This is a genomic window from Maribacter zhoushanensis, from assembly GCF_029350975.1.
GTDB lineage: Bacteria > Bacteroidota > Bacteroidia > Flavobacteriales > Flavobacteriaceae > Maribacter > Maribacter zhoushanensis.
Window position 1 is genome coordinate 81,426 of sequence record NZ_JARKMR010000004.1, and the last position, 15,570, is coordinate 96,995.

The 15,570-nt window shown below is 35.0% G+C and carries 15 protein-coding genes; 10 read left to right on the top strand and 5 right to left on the bottom strand.

Annotation, left to right across the window (positions count from 1 at the left end):
- The first annotated feature begins 2 nt into the window (after positions 1 to 2).
- The 6 genes from PXD56_RS13915 (at position 3) to PXD56_RS13940 (ending at position 6,496) form a co-directional block, all read left to right on the top strand.
- Entirely contained in the window at positions 3 to 950 is a 948-nt protein-coding gene (locus PXD56_RS13915) for an alpha-E domain-containing protein (protein ID WP_276493949.1), read from the top strand.
- A 28-nt stretch (positions 951 to 978) separates the two neighbouring features.
- On the top strand, positions 979 to 1,830 hold the full coding sequence (locus PXD56_RS13920; protein ID WP_276493950.1) for a transglutaminase-like domain-containing protein: 852 nt from the start codon (positions 979 to 981) through the stop codon (positions 1,828 to 1,830).
- Between the two features lie 64 nt (positions 1,831 to 1,894).
- Positions 1,895 to 2,996 (top strand): peptide chain release factor 2 gene (prfB, locus tag PXD56_RS13925; RefSeq protein ID WP_276493951.1). Its coding sequence is split into 2 segments (ribosomal slippage): positions 1,895 to 1,960 and positions 1,962 to 2,996, totalling 1,101 coding nucleotides; the frame shifts between segments, so codons are not numbered across the junction.
- Positions 2,997 to 3,061: 65 nt separating this feature from the next.
- On the top strand, positions 3,062 to 3,406 hold the full coding sequence (gene arsC, locus PXD56_RS13930; RefSeq protein WP_276493952.1) for an arsenate reductase (glutaredoxin): 345 nt from the start codon (positions 3,062 to 3,064) through the stop codon (positions 3,404 to 3,406).
- An 87-nt stretch (positions 3,407 to 3,493) separates the two neighbouring features.
- Positions 3,494 to 4,003, top strand: coding sequence for a hypothetical protein (locus PXD56_RS13935; RefSeq protein ID WP_276493953.1), 510 nt, complete (start codon positions 3,494 to 3,496; stop codon positions 4,001 to 4,003).
- On the top strand, positions 4,004 to 6,496 hold the full coding sequence (locus PXD56_RS13940) for a TonB-dependent receptor (RefSeq protein ID WP_276493954.1): 2,493 nt from the start codon (positions 4,004 to 4,006) through the stop codon (positions 6,494 to 6,496).
- 62 nt (positions 6,497 to 6,558) lie between these two features.
- Here PXD56_RS13940 and PXD56_RS13945 read toward each other — a convergent pair whose 3' ends face one another.
- Entirely contained in the window at positions 6,559 to 6,732 is a 174-nt protein-coding gene (locus PXD56_RS13945; RefSeq protein ID WP_167333102.1) for a hypothetical protein, read from the bottom strand.
- Positions 6,733 to 6,904: 172 nt separating this feature from the next.
- Between PXD56_RS13945 and fumC the strand changes: the two genes are divergently transcribed.
- Positions 6,905 to 8,305 carry a class II fumarate hydratase gene (gene fumC, locus PXD56_RS13950; protein ID WP_276493955.1) on the top strand — a complete coding sequence of 467 codons (1,401 nt, stop codon included), beginning with the start codon at positions 6,905 to 6,907 and terminating at the stop codon, positions 8,303 to 8,305.
- 66 nt (positions 8,306 to 8,371) lie between these two features.
- Here the strand turns inward: fumC and PXD56_RS13955 are convergent, their stop codons facing one another.
- Positions 8,372 to 9,259, bottom strand: a complete 888-nt coding sequence (locus PXD56_RS13955) for a hypothetical protein (RefSeq protein WP_276493956.1) — start codon at positions 9,257 to 9,259, stop codon at positions 8,372 to 8,374.
- Positions 9,260 to 9,412: 153 nt separating this feature from the next.
- Between PXD56_RS13955 and PXD56_RS13960 the strand changes: the two genes are divergently transcribed.
- Both PXD56_RS13960 and PXD56_RS13965 read left to right on the top strand, forming a co-directional pair.
- On the top strand, positions 9,413 to 9,883 hold the full coding sequence (locus PXD56_RS13960; protein ID WP_276493957.1) for a GNAT family N-acetyltransferase: 471 nt from the start codon (positions 9,413 to 9,415) through the stop codon (positions 9,881 to 9,883).
- Positions 9,883 to 10,704 (top strand): MBL fold metallo-hydrolase, encoded by an 822-nt coding sequence (locus PXD56_RS13965; protein WP_276493958.1) that lies wholly within the window; start codon positions 9,883 to 9,885, stop codon positions 10,702 to 10,704. The genes PXD56_RS13960 and PXD56_RS13965 overlap by 1 nt, the downstream gene beginning before the upstream one ends.
- Before the next feature lie 62 nt (positions 10,705 to 10,766).
- On the opposite strand, the gene ettA is transcribed toward PXD56_RS13965, so the two are convergent.
- From ettA to PXD56_RS13980, 3 genes are all read right to left on the bottom strand, one after another.
- Entirely contained in the window at positions 10,767 to 12,458 is a 1,692-nt protein-coding gene (ettA, locus tag PXD56_RS13970) for an energy-dependent translational throttle protein EttA (RefSeq protein WP_276493959.1), read from the bottom strand.
- 65 nt (positions 12,459 to 12,523) lie between these two features.
- Positions 12,524 to 12,700, bottom strand: a complete 177-nt coding sequence (locus PXD56_RS13975; protein WP_167333101.1) for a CAL67264 family membrane protein — start codon at positions 12,698 to 12,700, stop codon at positions 12,524 to 12,526.
- Between the two features lie 73 nt (positions 12,701 to 12,773).
- Complete coding sequence (locus tag PXD56_RS13980; RefSeq protein WP_276493960.1) at positions 12,774 to 13,748, bottom strand: Gfo/Idh/MocA family protein; 975 nt, start codon at positions 13,746 to 13,748, stop codon at positions 12,774 to 12,776.
- A 72-nt stretch (positions 13,749 to 13,820) separates the two neighbouring features.
- Here PXD56_RS13980 and PXD56_RS13985 point away from each other — a divergent pair, with 72 nt between their 5' ends.
- A complete protein-coding gene (locus PXD56_RS13985) occupies positions 13,821 to 15,449 on the top strand; it encodes an acyl-CoA carboxylase subunit beta (RefSeq protein WP_276493961.1) in 1,629 nt (542 codons plus the stop codon).
- Positions 15,450 to 15,570 lie beyond the last annotated feature (121 nt).

The window sequence follows — 15,570 nt, forward strand, 5'->3', positions numbered from 1 at the left end:
ATATGTTAGCAAGAGTTGCCAATAATCTATTTTGGATGGGACGTTATATTGAGCGTTCTGAACATGTAGCAAGATATTTAAATGTAAACTATTTCTCTTCTTTAGATGCACCTAATCTAAAATCTCAAGATCGCCAATTTGTATTGCGATCAATGTTATTTATGGTAGGTGACCCTGAAAAAGATTTAGATAAATTTTTAAAAGAAGAAGACGTACTTTATCAGATTGGTTTAGATCCATCTTATAGTTCTTCTATAATCAACAACATAAAATTTGCAAGGGAAAATGCCAACAGTGCAAGAGATTTAATCTCTACAGAATTGTACGAGGCAATCAACAAGTTTTATCACTTCGTCATCAACTACCCAAAAGAAATTTTTGTAAAAAATGGTCTTCATGATTTCACTACAAACGTAGCTGAAATGACAGATATACTTAGGGGTAAAATACGTGGCACTCTCTTACATGATGCCACCTACGCTATAATTTCAATGGGTATCAATATTGAAAGAGCCACCCAAATCACTAGAATGATCAATGCTAAATATAATGATGCATTACTTTCTCAAGGAGGAGAGAACGATAAATTCAGAAAAAGTTTTGAGTGGACTACCCTTTTAAAATGTGCGGAGTCTTATGATATGATGCGTAGATTTTACAAAAAAACACCTACCAGTATTACAACATTAGAATTTTTGATTCTAAACCCTAACTGCCCAAGATCGGTAATGAACTCATTAAACCAAGTAAATAGGCATGTAAAAATGCTTAATCCAGAAAAGAGATATAACAAAGATTCTACCGCTTTCTTAATAGGCAGGGTACGATCTGAATATGAGTTTAAATATATTGAGGAAATAGATGAGGACATTAAATCATTTATTGAAGATATTCTAAAAAGTCTAGTAGATATTAGCGACAAAGTAGACGAAGAGTTTTTTAACTATTAGCCCGGTTAAATGAGGTATATTTGCCCTTATGCCGAGAGAATTTGAGATTACCTATAATGCGAAAAATATTTATGATGATTGGGTTTATGACGCACATTGGCAATTTTTAATAATTCCGGTTGAGAACGAGAACCAACATGAAGTAGAAATAGAATTCAGTAATTCATTATTTGCCAATACTGAATATTCAATTAATGGTTATGGCTTTAAAACATTAAGAGTTCATCCAAAGAAAAAGTTTAAGGAAATTACTTTTGAAGCTAAATTTAAGTTCTCAAAAGAAGAGGTAGACCCATATAATTTCAAAATAAATCCGGATATATCTTTAGCATATAATGAACTACATAATTCAGATTTTAAAATTATTCACGAACGCTTTTTAAAATCTACCCCTTTCACCTCCTTAGAAAACAAACAAGAAGAGCTGTTCAAGTTTGATAATTCTATTTCTATTTTCGATAATCTTGAAGCCTTAAACTTATTTATTTTTAAGTACATAAAATTTACCGCAGGTGTAACTGAAGTAGGCACCCCACTAAAACAGATCATAGCTAAGAAAAAAGGAGTTTGCCAAGACTTCACCCATCTTTTTTGTGCATTGGCACGAAATAATGGTGTACCAACTAGATATGTATCAGGATATCTTGATCAAGACAGCGGCTACGTTGGTGATTCTCAAATGCATGCGTGGGCAGAAGCCTATATACCAGAAATTGGCTGGAAAGGTTTTGACCCTACCAACAATATTCTTGCCAATACCAACCACATAAAGGTTTGTTATGGTAAAGACTATAATGATTGCGCTCCCCTCAAAGGAATAATTCATTCACAGGGCAGGAACAAGACCATACACACGGTAACTGTTGAAAGTCAACAATAGGTATTCTAAAATATCTACCATCATTATTTAAAAGAGTATTATTTTTACCCAAAAATAAAATTGTATGAACATAAGTACAGACCACTACAAAGGTCTTTTAGATCGCCTTGGTGCGTTAAGGAGGTATCTTTGACATTGATGCCAAATTAATAGAAATAGAAAACGAACAAGAGAAAACCTTGGCTCCTGATTTTTGGGATAATCCACAAGAAGCACAGGCTCATATGAAGTTTATCCAATCAAAAAAACAATGGGTAGATGATTATGATGCGGCACAACTATTGGTAGCAGATTTAGAGGTATTAATTGAATTTCAACAAGAAGGTGAAGTTTCTGAAGAAGAAGTGGAACGCCAATATGAAAAGGCAATTAATACCCTTGAAAAAATGGAGTTCAAGAATATGCTTTCTGAAGAAGGTGATGAACTACCAGCTGTATTACAAATAACTGCGGGTGCCGGTGGTACTGAAAGTTGCGATTGGGCAGCTATGCTTATGCGTATGTATATGATGTGGGTAGAAAAGAATGGTTATAAAATTAAAGAATTAAACTACCAAGAAGGTGATGTAGCCGGTATTAAAACCGTAACATTAGAAATTGATGGCGAGTATGCCTTTGGTTGGTTAAAAGGCGAAAATGGCGTCCACAGACTGGTACGTATTTCTCCGTTTGATAGTAATGCCAAGAGACACACCTCATTCGCATCTGTGTATGTATACCCTCTAGTAGATGATAGCATAGAGGTAGATGTCAATCCTGCAGATATAACTATTACAACAGCTAGATCCAGTGGTGCCGGTGGACAAAATGTGAATAAAGTAGAAACTAAAGTTCAATTGACCCACTACCCTACCGGTATACAAATTTCATGTTCAGATAGTAGAAGTCAACATGATAATAGAGCCACGGCAATGAAAATGCTAAAGTCTCAATTGTACGAGATAGAACTTCGCAAGAAAATGGAAGCGCGGCAAGAAATTGAATCTTCTAAAATGAAGATTGAATGGGGCTCTCAGATTAGAAACTATGTTATGCATCCTTACAAATTGGTAAAAGATGTAAGAACAGGTCAAGAAACAGGTAATGTCGACAATGTTATGGATGGCGATATAGACCAATTTCTTAAAGCCTATCTAATGATGATGGGACAAAAAGATGAAGAATAAAACAGATATCCTTATTTATCTTTTTTTAGATGAATAGGGATATCTATTAGTTAAAATAAATTGTAATGATTAAAATATATCACAATTCTAGATGTAGTAAATCTAGGGAAGGACTTAAAGTACTTGAAAATTCTGGCAAGAAGTTTGAAGTAGTAAAATATTTAGAAGACATACCAACTAAAGATGAGTTAAGAAACATCATAAGTTGTTTAGGAATTAAGCCTATTAATTTAGTACGAAAGTCTGAAGCAATCTGGAAAGAAAAATTTAAGCATTTACCACTAAATGATGAAGAATTATTAGATGCAATGATTGCTTATCCAAAATTAATAGAAAGACCTATTGTAATTAATGGAAATAGTGCAGTTATAGGTAGACCTGCTTCTAACATAGATTCATTGTTAAAATAGAATTCACTATAATTGCTCAGGTAATTATCTTAACAAACAATTAACCATTTTCAGTTAAACCATAGTATAACTTTATAATCTAAACACATGAAAAAAGTAATAAAATGTAGCAGCCTAAAAGTATTGGCACTGCTATTAATTCTATTAGGAAGTTCTGAAATTTATGCGCAATACGGTTATGGTAATAACGGTTATGGGTCACGTGGCGGTTATGGTTATGGCAGACAAAGAAGTTCAATACCACAAGCTCAGACACCAGCAGAAGCACCAAAACCTAAAACCGCAGAAGAATTGGTTGATGGCGAAATGCCTAGAATAACCGAGGCGCTTGCACTAAATGAATTTGAACAGGCTGTATTAAGTTCTGTTTTAAAGAAATATGTTCAAGAGCGTATAGAAGCTCAAATATTGAAGCTTCCGCCAGAAAAAATGGCTGAGGTTTATGAGAATATTACAAAAAGGCAAGACGAAGAATTAAAAGCAGGTTTGCCATTAGAAAAGTATGAAGCTTTTGTTGCACTACAAAAAGATGGTGTTTCAAAAACTTTAAAGAAGAATAAAAAGAAGAAAAAACGAAAGAAATCTAAAACCGACTAAATGAAACAACTTTTCCCTTTACTCCTACTCCTAGTACTATCATTCAATTACACACATAGTCAAAGACCGGGAGGAGACCGGGAAAGAGGTCCAATTGTCATTACAGGTAAGGTCTTGGACAAAGATAATAACTTACCTTTAGAATATGCCACACTAGTACTACAAAGTGTTGCCAACCCAGATCAAATTACCGGTGGTATAACGGATATAGATGGAAATTTTAAGGTTGAGGCATCACCAGGTAAGTATAATATATCCATTGAATATATATCTTACAAAACGTATAAACTACCAAATCAAACTTTAAGAAAATCAACAGACTTAGGTACCATTAAACTTGCCTTAGATGTAGCCCAATTAGAAGCTGTAGAAGTAGTTGGTGAAAAGACAACTGTAGAAGTTCGTCTAGACAAAAAGATTTATAATATTGGTAAAGACTTAACCAATAGTGGTGCAACCATTACCGATGCCCTTAATAATGTACCATCTGTTGATGTAGATGTTGAAGGTGCTATAAGTTTAAGAGGTAATGAGAATGTTAGAATACTAATTAATGGCAAACCATCTGCTTTAGCAGGTTTTGGTTCTACTGACGCACTAACCCAACTTCCTGCAGATGCTATTGAAAAGGTTGAGGTTATTACAAGTCCATCTGCAAGATATGATGCAGAAGGTACAGCGGGTATTTTGAACATTGTTCTTAAAAAAGAAAAAACATTAGGTTTTAATGGCTCAGTAAATACAACCATAGGTTACCCTGTTAATAGTGGTATATCTGTCAATGCAAATTTACGAACAGATAAATTCAATTTATTCAACACCACAGGTTATAGCTACAGAGACGCACCAGGTAATGCATTTTACGACAACACTTATTCTTCTGGTACTTATGACAGAATTATAGAGGACAGAGAGTATAATAGATTAAGAAAGGGATTCAATACCAACTTAGGGTTAGAATATTTCTTGACCGAATCATCATCTATTACCGGTAGTGTTTTCTATAGAACTTCTAAAAGCGAAGATGAAACAGGCAATACAAACCAGAGGTTCATAAACAGCTCTTTAGACAGCGAAACGTTTAGAAGTGAAGATGAAAATGAAGATGATAACAACTATCAATTCTCTTTAAATTATGTAAATGATTTAGATGACAATGGACAAAAACTAACAGTAGACCTTCAATATTCTAAAGGAGAAGAAGAAAAGTTTAATCTCATTCAAGAGAACAATACATTGCCTAATGATGATTTAATCGTTTTGGAAAATGTATACGAGGAAGAAACCGACAACGAATATTTAATTCAAGCAGATTATGTACTACCAATGGGTGACGCTCAATTTGAAATTGGCTACAGAGGAACTTTTGAAGAAACAGGTACTGACTATCGCTTAGATTCCCTAAACCAAGCAACAGGTTTATTTGATATCAACGAAGACCTTACCAACCTATTTACTTATACTGAAAACGTAAATGCATTATATACACAGTATGGTAACAAATTTGGTAAATTTTCTTTCCTATTAGGATTACGATTAGAAAACACGCAATTGAAAGGTGAACTGTCTTCGTTATATGACACTAGTGAATTAGAAGATCAATTAGGCGTTGATGTAGAAGCTAATTTCGATAATAATTATTTAGGCTTGTTCCCAACAGTGAATTTCATTTATGAGTTAGCTGAAAATGAAAATATTTCTTTAGGTTATAACAGAAGAATAAATAGACCTAGAGGTAGATTTGTAAATCCTTTTCCATCTAGATCTAGTAGAACAAATATTTTTCAAGGTAACCCAAATTTAAATCCGGCATTTTCAAATGCTTTTGATTTAGGTTATTTGAAAAGATGGGACAAAATAACCTTAACTTCTTCCATTTACTATCAAAGAGAAACCGACTCTTTTGAGCGTGTTCAAGAAGAAACAGGACAAACTACCACTGATGGTATTGAAATTATTAGATCTATTCCTATCAACCTATCTACAAACGATAGAATAGGTGTTGAAGCTGGTGTTTTATATAGTGCCGCAAAATGGTTGCGATTAAATTCTAGTTTTAACTTCTTTCAATTTTCAACTGAAGGAGACTTTAATGGTGTAGATTATGGCACCACAAATACAAGTTGGTTTGCTAGATTTAGCTCTAAGGTTTCACTACCAGCCAAAGTAGACTGGCAAACTAATGCATTCTATAGAGGACCATCTTCTACCGCACAAACTGAAAACGGTGGTATATTCTCATTGAACCTAGCCTTCAGTAAAGATATTTTAAATGATAACGGTACGCTTTCACTAAATGTAAGTGATTTATTGAACTCTAGAAAAAGAACATCATATACAGAAACAGAGTTCTTTACATCAGACAGTGAGTTTCAATGGAGACAACGCCAAATAACTATGGGCTTTGTATATCGTTTCAATCAACCAAAGGAACGTAACAAAGGTAATAGAGGGGGAAACAACGATGATGACGGAGATGAAATAGAAGGTTAATATCAAAAAACAAGACATAAAAAAAAGGAGCCAATTAGCTCCTTTTTTTTATTCTATTATATCTATGCTTCTCTTGCGGCTTTTTTCTTGTCGCGTCTTTCTTTCAATAGCTCCATAATGTTACCACCTAACCAGTAAGGGACAACAAATAATAACAAAAACATCATTAGCCAAAAACCTATTGTTAATATGGTTAAAAAAGCTAAAAATCCTAAATATTGGTCAAAATCAAACATATCTTCTTACTTATATATGACAAAGATACCATAAACGAATTATTTTTTGCAAACGTTCTGCAAAATTAATTTTACTTTTCGCAACAAAGTTGTCACAATAAAAATAAATGTAAACCTTATTTTTGAGGCTATATTAATAAGTTAACTTAAGATTCATATAAATTATAAGATTATGGAGTTCAGAATCGAAAAAGATACCATGGGTAATGTTGAGGTTCCCAAAGACAAATATTGGGGAGCACAAACAGAACGTTCTAGAAATAATTTCAAAATTGGTCCTTCTGCGTCAATGCCATTAGACATTGTTTACGGCTTTGCATATTTAAAAAAATCTGCCGCATACGCCAATTGCGAACTCGGAGTTTTATCTGAAGAAAAAAGAGATTTGATTGCACAAGTTTGCGATGAAATTTTAGAAGGCAAGCATAATGATCAATTTCCATTGGTCATATGGCAAACAGGTTCTGGTACGCAAAGTAACATGAACGTGAATGAGGTAGTTGCCAACAGGGCACATGAAATTGCTGGTAAAGTTATAGGTGAGGGTGAAAAAACAATTCAGCCAAATGACGATGTAAACAAATCGCAATCATCAAATGACACCTTCCCTACCGGTATGCATATTGCTGCATATAAAAAGATAGTTGAAGTTACCATACCTGGTGTTACGCAATTAAGAGACACACTTCAGAAAAAATCTGTTGAATTCAAGAATGTAGTTAAGATAGGCCGTACGCATTTAATGGATGCTACTCCCCTAACCTTAGGTCAAGAATTTTCAGGTTACGTATCTCAATTAGACCATGGTTTAAAAGCATTGAAAAATACACTCGCACATTTAAGTGAACTTGCTTTAGGCGGAACGGCAGTAGGTACAGGTTTAAATACACCTGAAGGGTATGATGTTTTGGTTGCAAAATATATTGCTGATTTCACAGGTTTGCCATTTATAACTGCTGAAAATAAATTTGAAGCCCTTGCTGCTCATGATGCTATTGTTGAAAGTCACGGTGCATTGAAGCAATTGGCTGTTTCTCTAAATAAGATTGCCAATGATATTAGAATGATGGCTTCAGGTCCGCGTTCAGGTATTGGAGAAATCATTATTCCGGCAAATGAGCCAGGTAGTTCCATTATGCCAGGAAAAGTGAATCCTACGCAGTGTGAAGCATTAACTATGGTTTGCGCTCAGGTTATGGGCAATGATGTTGCCGTTAGCGTAGGTGGAACCCAAGGACATTATGAATTAAATGTTTTTAAACCTATGATGGCTGCCAACATTTTACAATCGGCACAACTAATTGGTGATGCCTGCGTAAGTTTTGAAGAGCACTGCGCTGCCGGTATAGAACCAAATCATGAAGTTATCAAACAACTACTGAATAACTCATTAATGTTGGTAACTGCTTTAAATACTAAAATAGGGTATTACAAGGCTGCAGAAATAGCTAACACCGCTCACAAAAACGGTACAACTTTAAAAGAAGAAGCCGTTAATTTAGGCTATGTATCCGCAGAGGATTATGATGAATGGGTAAAACCTGAAAATATGGTAGGTAGTCTAAAAGACTAACAACAAACTATAAAAACGAAAAAAGGCGACCAAATTGGTCGCCTTTTTTTATGTAATAAAGTTATCTTACTTCAACATGAATTTAGAAGTACCCAATAATTTTAATTGGTCATCATATACATTTACCATATAATTTCCATCCTTGAAATCACCAGAAGGCTTACTAATATAATCACATACATCTAAAGATTTGTTCTCATAATAGAAACCAGTTTGCTTACTATAAGTAATAGATGCCCCGTTGTCATTTGTCATAGAGTTGCTACCACCAAGTACATTACCTTGAGGATCTAAAACTTCTAAGAAAAATTCTCTATCGCCTGCTTGTGCAATTACGTTATCAGCTACAGTAAAACAGATTTTAAACTTATCAGTTGCTTTAGCTCTTTGTGTAGAAACTAATTTTCCACTGTTACGTTCTTTAACGGCATCAACATTAAACTTAGATAAGTTCAACGCAGAACCTTTTTCTACTACTTGAGCCAAGTTTGTATTTTGTACTACTAAAGAGTCATTAAAAACAGTTTGCTTTTCTAATTCCACATACGTACTGTCACGTTGCATAGCAATTGCAGTATTTGAACGTGTTAAAGAATCTACTTGCTTTAATAATTGCTCTCTTTCTGCTTTAAGAACACCAACTTGTCTTCTATATCTAGATAAAGAACCTATATCAGCTTTCATTGTTTTTACAGAATCAATATATTTTGCAATATTATCTCTTGCGCTTACCAACTCTTCATTAGTGGCATTGCTTTCTAAAATAGCTTTGTCATACTCAGATTTCAAGCTATTTAAATCTTCAACTACCAATTCTTTCTCTTTGGTAAGTACACCTTCAGTCTTCTTTTTATCTTGGTAAAGACTTACTGTGTAAATGATAGTACCTAAAAGCACAACACCTAAAAGAGCGGTCAAAACCTTTAAGCCATTGTTGTTTTTTGTTTCAGTCATAATTTTAAATTTAATAAAGTGTCTGTTTGTTCAGTTTATATACGTGGTAATTCAAATTTTAGATTTTTTAATGTTAAATTAATTTATAAACCTTGTTAGGGACTATAAAATATGATATAACTTAGGTGTTAACTAAAATAACAATTAGAAATCATGCTTAGCATTGTGCCTTACGAGCCTAAATATACTGAAAACTTTAGAGACTTGAATATTGCTTGGATTACTGAATATTTTAAGGTGGAAGAAAAAGACAAGGAGCTATTAGATCATAGTCAATCTACAATAATTGATAAAGGCGGATATATCTTTATAGGATTATGGAATGACAAACCTGTAGGATGCTTTGCATTGATCAAAAAGGAAGCTAATCGTTTTGAATTGGGTAAGATGGCAGTAGACAAAAACCATCATGGATTAAAAATCGGGCAAAAAATGCTAGCCCATGCCATAGACTTTTCTAAGAATAAAAAATGGGAAACTCTAGAATTGTACTCTAGCACTAAATTGGACACCGCTCTGCATATATATAAGAAATTCGGTTTTAAAAATGTGCCACTAGAAGATAATTTAGAGTACCTTCGATCCGATATTAAAATGGAACTAACACTTTTAAACGTAACATAATGAAAATAAATAAATTGCTTGTTTTAGTATTCTTGGGCGCTATGGCATTTGCATGTAAAGATGCTAAGAAAGCAGAGAGCAACGTAGATACTACAACCGAAATTGAAGAAAACAAATCGGTTACCGAAATAATCAACAAGCGTAAATCTGAAGATATCAAGTTTATTCCTATTGAGCATTCCACAGCTGTAATAGAATGGAACGATGTCATCATTTACATTGACCCTGTTGGCGGAGCCGCTGCTTTTGAAGGTCAAAAAAAACCTACTTTAATTTTAATTACCGATATACACGGCGACCACTTAAATGTAGAGACTTTAAATGCCTTAGACACTGCTAACGCAACATTTGTAGTACCACAAGCGGTCGCTAACGAATTACCTGAAAAATATAAAGAACAACTTGTAATTATGGCAAATGGGACCAGTAAAGAACTTAATGATATTACAATTGAAGCTATACCCATGTACAACCTTAGAAAAGAAGCTTTAAAATTCCATGAAAAAGGACGCGGTAACGGATATGTTCTTAACATTGACGGTCAGCGAATTTACTTCTCTGGTGACACCGAAGACATTCCAGAAATGCGTTCTTTAAAAAATATTGACAAAGCTTTTATATGTATGAACTTACCATACACTATGACAGAAGAAAGTGCCGCTGCTTCCGTTTTGGACTTTAAGCCTAAACAAGTATACCCATATCACTACAGAGGTAAACCCGACGTAAGCGATGTTGCGAAATTTAAGCAATTAGTAGACGCAGGCAACCAAGATATTGAAGTGATACAGTTAGATTGGTACCCTAATAAAGAATATTAATATTAGCTAATAGCTGAAAATAAAAAAGCCCGCAATTGCGGGCTTTTTCTTTTATTAAAATATTATCTGATCAACTTCTTATACTTAATTCGTTTCGGCATAAGGTCTCCGCCTAATCTCTTTTTCTTATTCTCTTCATAGTCAGAGAAAGAACCTTCAAAGAAATACACTTGAGAATCACCCTCAAAAGCTAGAATGTGTGTACAGATACGATCCAAGAACCATCTATCATGCGATATTACCACTGCACAACCAGCAAAATTTTCTAAACCTTCTTCAAGGGCACGTAACGTATTTACATCTAAGTCGTTGGTAGGCTCATCTAATAAAAGAACGTTACCTTCTTCCTTTAATGTCATAGCCAAATGCAAACGGTTACGCTCACCACCAGACAACATGTTTACTTTTTTGTTCTGCTCACTACCTGAGAAATTAAATCTACTTAGGTATGCACGAGAATTCACTTGTTTACCGCCCATCATTACCATCTCTTGCTCATCACTAAAGTTCTGCCAAATGGTTTTTTCAGGATCAATATTAGAATGACTTTGGTCAACATATGCAATCTTAGCAGTTTCACCAGTTTCAAACTCTCCTTTATCAGGAGTTTCTTCACCCATGATCATTCTAAAAATAGTGGTTTTACCGGCACCGTTAGGACCAATAATACCAACAATACCTGCTTGTGGTAATTTAAAGTTCAAATCTTCATAAAGCAATTTATCGTCATAAGCTTTACTTACTCCCTTTGCTTCAATTACATTGGTACCTAATCGCGGTCCGTTAGGGATGTAAATTTCTAGTTTCTCGTCAAGTTGTTTCTGATCTTGACTCATTAACTTATCGTAATTCTTAAGACGTGCCTTTTGTTTTGTCTGCCTTCCTTTTGCTCCTTGACGTACCCATTCTAGCTCTCGCTCTAAAGTTTTCTGTCTTTTAGAAGCTGTTTTGCTCTCTTGAGCCAAACGTTTAGATTTTTGATCTAACCATGAAGAATAGTTTCCTTTCCATGGTATGCCTTCTCCTCTATCCAATTCAAGAATCCAACCGGCAACATTATCCAAGAAATATCTATCGTGTGTTACAGCAATTACCGTACCCTTGTAAGATGCTAAATGATGCTCTAACCAATGTACAGATTCTGCATCTAAGTGGTTGGTAGGCTCATCTAATAATAAAATTTCAGGTTCTTGAAGTAGTAATCGACATAAGGCTACCCTTCTTCTCTCACCACCGGATAATACGGCAATTTTCTTATCAGGGTCCGGAGTACGTAAAGCATCCATTGCAATTTCTAACTTGGTATCCAACTCCCAAGCATTGGCGGCATCAATTTTATCTTGTAGAACAGCCTGTTGATCCATCAACTTCTGCATTTTGTCAGCATCTTCATAAACCTCAGGGAGACCAAACATATCGTTTATCTTATTGTACTCATCAAGAATGGCTACAGTTTCTGCAACACCTTCTTTTACAATCTCTAAAACGGTTTTGTTTTCATCCAATTCAGGTTCCTGTTCTAGGTACCCAACATTATAACCAGGAGAAAATACAACATCACCTTGAAAGTTTTTATCGACCCCTGCAATAATCTTCAGCAAAGTAGATTTACCAGAACCGTTTAGACCTAAAATTCCGATTTTGGCACCGTAGAAAAAACTTAAGTATATATTCTTTAAAACTGGGGTATTAGCATTCTTATAGGTTTTCGTAACTCCTGACATGGAGAAGATTACCTTCTTATCGTCTGACATAAATTATAGTGTTTATTGAAAATTATAAGCTAGTAGAAAAATTCACTACCGGTTTAAAATGTATGTTATACTCTACCCTTAAGTGCGTTGAACACCCAAGCAATAGCAAAAAAACCAATTCCGACGGATGCAAAACCCCAACCAGCAACTTGATCATAGCGAAAAGCTCCTAATGCAATAAGAGCAAGACCTACAAAAATCATAATAAAAGTAGCCCAAGTGAGCACAGTATTCTTGTTCATTTTCGAGTCGATTAAAATTTAAGCGAACATCAAATATCGTAAATTTTAAGATATTTGTCCACTATTACCCATGCTAATATTCAAACGGAAACACAATTCCCGTCTTTTTACGTACCGAATCCATAATCCCTATTAAATCTAGGCTATTTTGGTGACTCCATAAGTCACTCTCTTTTTTCCCAGAATTTAGACAATCGTGAACTTCCTCAATTTCATGAACATACCCTTTACCTCTTTTTCCGACTTCCTTAGAAATCGTTTCTCCATCTTTTTCTAAAGTGTAACCTGTAGACTCATGCCATCTTGGGTGTATAAAAATAGTCCCTAGGCTTCCGGCTATTTCAGATTTCTTTTCAGAGTTAGAATTGAGTCCGCTATACAGAATAGCCTGAGCATTATCATAGTTAAAAATCATACTACACTGCACCTCTACTCCGGTTTTATAAAGATTCGCCGTTGCCTTTATATCCTTTGGTTTTCCTAACATTAAATATGCTAAAAATATAGGATAGATACCTATGTCCAATAAAGAGCCACCAGCAAGATCAGGGTTTAACAATCTTCCGTTCTCATCCCTATCCAAAGCATAAAAAGCAAAATCTGAATGTAGATATCCAATGCCACCAATAGTATCATTTTCTACCAATTCTTTCACCTTTTTGATTGTAGGATTAAAACGTGACCATAAAGCCTCCATTAAAAAAACATTATTCTCCTTGGCGACTGCAACCATTTTTTCAACCTCAGCTTTGTTTACACCCATCGGTTTTTCGCATAGCACAGCATTACCTGCTTTCATTGCTGCAATACTCAAATCTGCATGTGATGTATGTGGCGTTGCCAAGTAAATGATATCTACCGTACCACTATTAAATAGCTCTTCATAACTTCCATATGCATTTTCTGCTTCATATTCATCTGCAAAAGCTCTTGCTTTCTCTAAACTTCTTGATGCCACGGACACCAATTTACCACCATTTACCAATGCTAAATCTTTAGAAAAACTATGGGCAATGTTACCTGCCCCTACAATACCCCACTTTATCATACTTTTTGTTTTTGTTGCATGAACACCAAAATTAACTCCTTATCTTTATCAAAAGAAAAGATATTATATAGAATGGATTTAAAATTCAATCAAAACGAAGATAGGAATAAGTTGTTATTATCAGACCTTAGAAGAAAGCTAAACGAGGTTTATTTAGGCGGAGGAAAAGCCAAAATAGCCAAGCAGCATGATCAAGGAAAAATGACCGCCAGAGAACGTATTGATTATCTTTTAGATCCAAAGTCTGAACAAATAGAAATAGGTGCTTTTGTTGGTGACGGCATGTATAAAGAACACGGCGGCTGCCCATCTGGTGGTGTCGTTATTAAAATGGGGTACGTAAAAGGAAAGCAGTGCATTGTCGTTGCCAATGATGCTACGGTTAAAGCCGGAGCTTGGTTCCCCATTACCGCAAAGAAAAATTTAAGAGCACAAGAAATAGCTATAGAAAACAAACTCCCCATTATTTATTTAGTGGATAGCGCGGGAGTGTACTTGCCTTTACAGGATGAGATATTCCCCGATAAGGAGCACTTTGGTCGCATTTTCAGAAATAACGCCATCATGAGCAGTATGGGCATTACCCAAATATCTGCCGTTATGGGTAGTTGTGTTGCCGGTGGTGCATATTTACCAATTATGAGCGATGAAGCGCTAATTGTAGATAAAACCGCAAGTATATTTTTGGCAGGCAGCTATTTGGTAAAAGCTGCTATTGGCGAAAGCATAGATAATGAAACTTTAGGCGGAGCTACTACACATTGTGAAATTAGTGGAGTAACAGATTATAAAGCGAAAGATGATGCCGCGGCTTTAGATACCATAAAGAATATTATGGATAAAATCGGTGATTTCCCTAAGGCGGGATACAACCGTAAGAAAAGTATGAAGCCAAAAGAAAACCCGGATGATATATACGGAATACTACCAAGCTCTAGAGCTGAGCAATACGATATGATGGAAATCATTAAGCGTTTGGTAGACGATTCTGAATTTGAAGAATATAAAGCTGGCTACGGACAAACCATTCTTACCGGATATGCACGTATAGATGGGTGGGCAGTAGGTATAGTTGCCAACCAAAGAAAAGTAGTTAAAACCAAAAAAGGTGAAATGCAATTTGGCGGAGTAATTTATTCCGACTCCGCAGATAAATCAACCCGATTTATAGCCAACTGCAATCAAAAGAAAATTCCCTTAGTCTTTCTACAAGATGTAACCGGTTTTATGGTAGGTAGTAAAAGTGAACATGGTGGTATCATAAAAGATGGAGCTAAAATGGTAAATGCGGTAAGTAACTCCGTCGTTCCCAAGTTCACCATCGTCATAGGAAACAGTTATGGAGCCGGAAACTACGCCATGTGCGGTAAAGCATATGACCCAAGATTAATTGTTGCTTGGCCAAGCGCAGAACTTGCTGTAATGAGTGGAAACTCTGCTGCCAAAGTATTATTACAAATTGAAAAAGCTTCTTTGAAAAAGAAAGGTGAAACTATTACAGAAACAAAAGAAACCGAGCTTTTTGATAAAATCAAGAAACGTTACGACAATCAAGTTTCTCCGTACTACGCTGCTTCCCGCTTATGGACAGATGCTATTATAGACCCAAAAGACACCCGCAAATGGATTTCTATGGGAATTGAAGCTGCTGATCATTCACCTATTGAAAAGCCTTTTAATATGGGGGTTTTGCAAGTTTAATTTCTTAAATACTTTTAGTAGCAATATCTTATACTATTTACATTCAAAAAACCCACAACACATTTAAAATGTATTGTGGGTTTTTATAATAATTACATATCTACTATGCTATTATATTTTG

Bases quoted from the DNA above. Each gene is read 5' to 3' on its own strand.
- PXD56_RS13985 (WP_276493961.1), top strand. From the start codon at position 13,821: ATGGATTTAAAATTCAATCAAAACGAAGATAGGAATAAGTTGTTATTA.
- PXD56_RS13955 (WP_276493956.1), bottom strand. From the start codon at position 9,259: ATGACTGAAACAAAAAACAACAATGGCTTAAAGGTTTTGACCGCTCTT.
- PXD56_RS13980 (WP_276493960.1), bottom strand. From the start codon at position 13,748: ATGATAAAGTGGGGTATTGTAGGGGCAGGTAACATTGCCCATAGTTTT.
- PXD56_RS13935 (WP_276493953.1), top strand. From the start codon at position 3,494: ATGAAAAAAGTAATAAAATGTAGCAGCCTAAAAGTATTGGCACTGCTA.
- PXD56_RS13975 (WP_167333101.1), bottom strand. From the start codon at position 12,700: ATGAACAAGAATACTGTGCTCACTTGGGCTACTTTTATTATGATTTTT.
- PXD56_RS13945 (WP_167333102.1), bottom strand. From the start codon at position 6,732: ATGTTTGATTTTGACCAATATTTAGGATTTTTAGCTTTTTTAACCATA.
- ettA (WP_276493959.1), bottom strand. From the start codon at position 12,458: ATGTCAGACGATAAGAAGGTAATCTTCTCCATGTCAGGAGTTACGAAA.
- PXD56_RS13965 (WP_276493958.1), top strand. From the start codon at position 9,883: ATGAAAATAAATAAATTGCTTGTTTTAGTATTCTTGGGCGCTATGGCA.
- arsC (WP_276493952.1), top strand. From the start codon at position 3,062: ATGATTAAAATATATCACAATTCTAGATGTAGTAAATCTAGGGAAGGA.
- PXD56_RS13920 (WP_276493950.1), top strand. From the start codon at position 979: ATGCCGAGAGAATTTGAGATTACCTATAATGCGAAAAATATTTATGAT.
- PXD56_RS13915 (WP_276493949.1), top strand. From the start codon at position 3: ATGTTAGCAAGAGTTGCCAATAATCTATTTTGGATGGGACGTTATATT.
- PXD56_RS13960 (WP_276493957.1), top strand. From the start codon at position 9,413: ATGCTTAGCATTGTGCCTTACGAGCCTAAATATACTGAAAACTTTAGA.
- fumC (WP_276493955.1), top strand. From the start codon at position 6,905: ATGGAGTTCAGAATCGAAAAAGATACCATGGGTAATGTTGAGGTTCCC.
- PXD56_RS13940 (WP_276493954.1), top strand. From the start codon at position 4,004: ATGAAACAACTTTTCCCTTTACTCCTACTCCTAGTACTATCATTCAAT.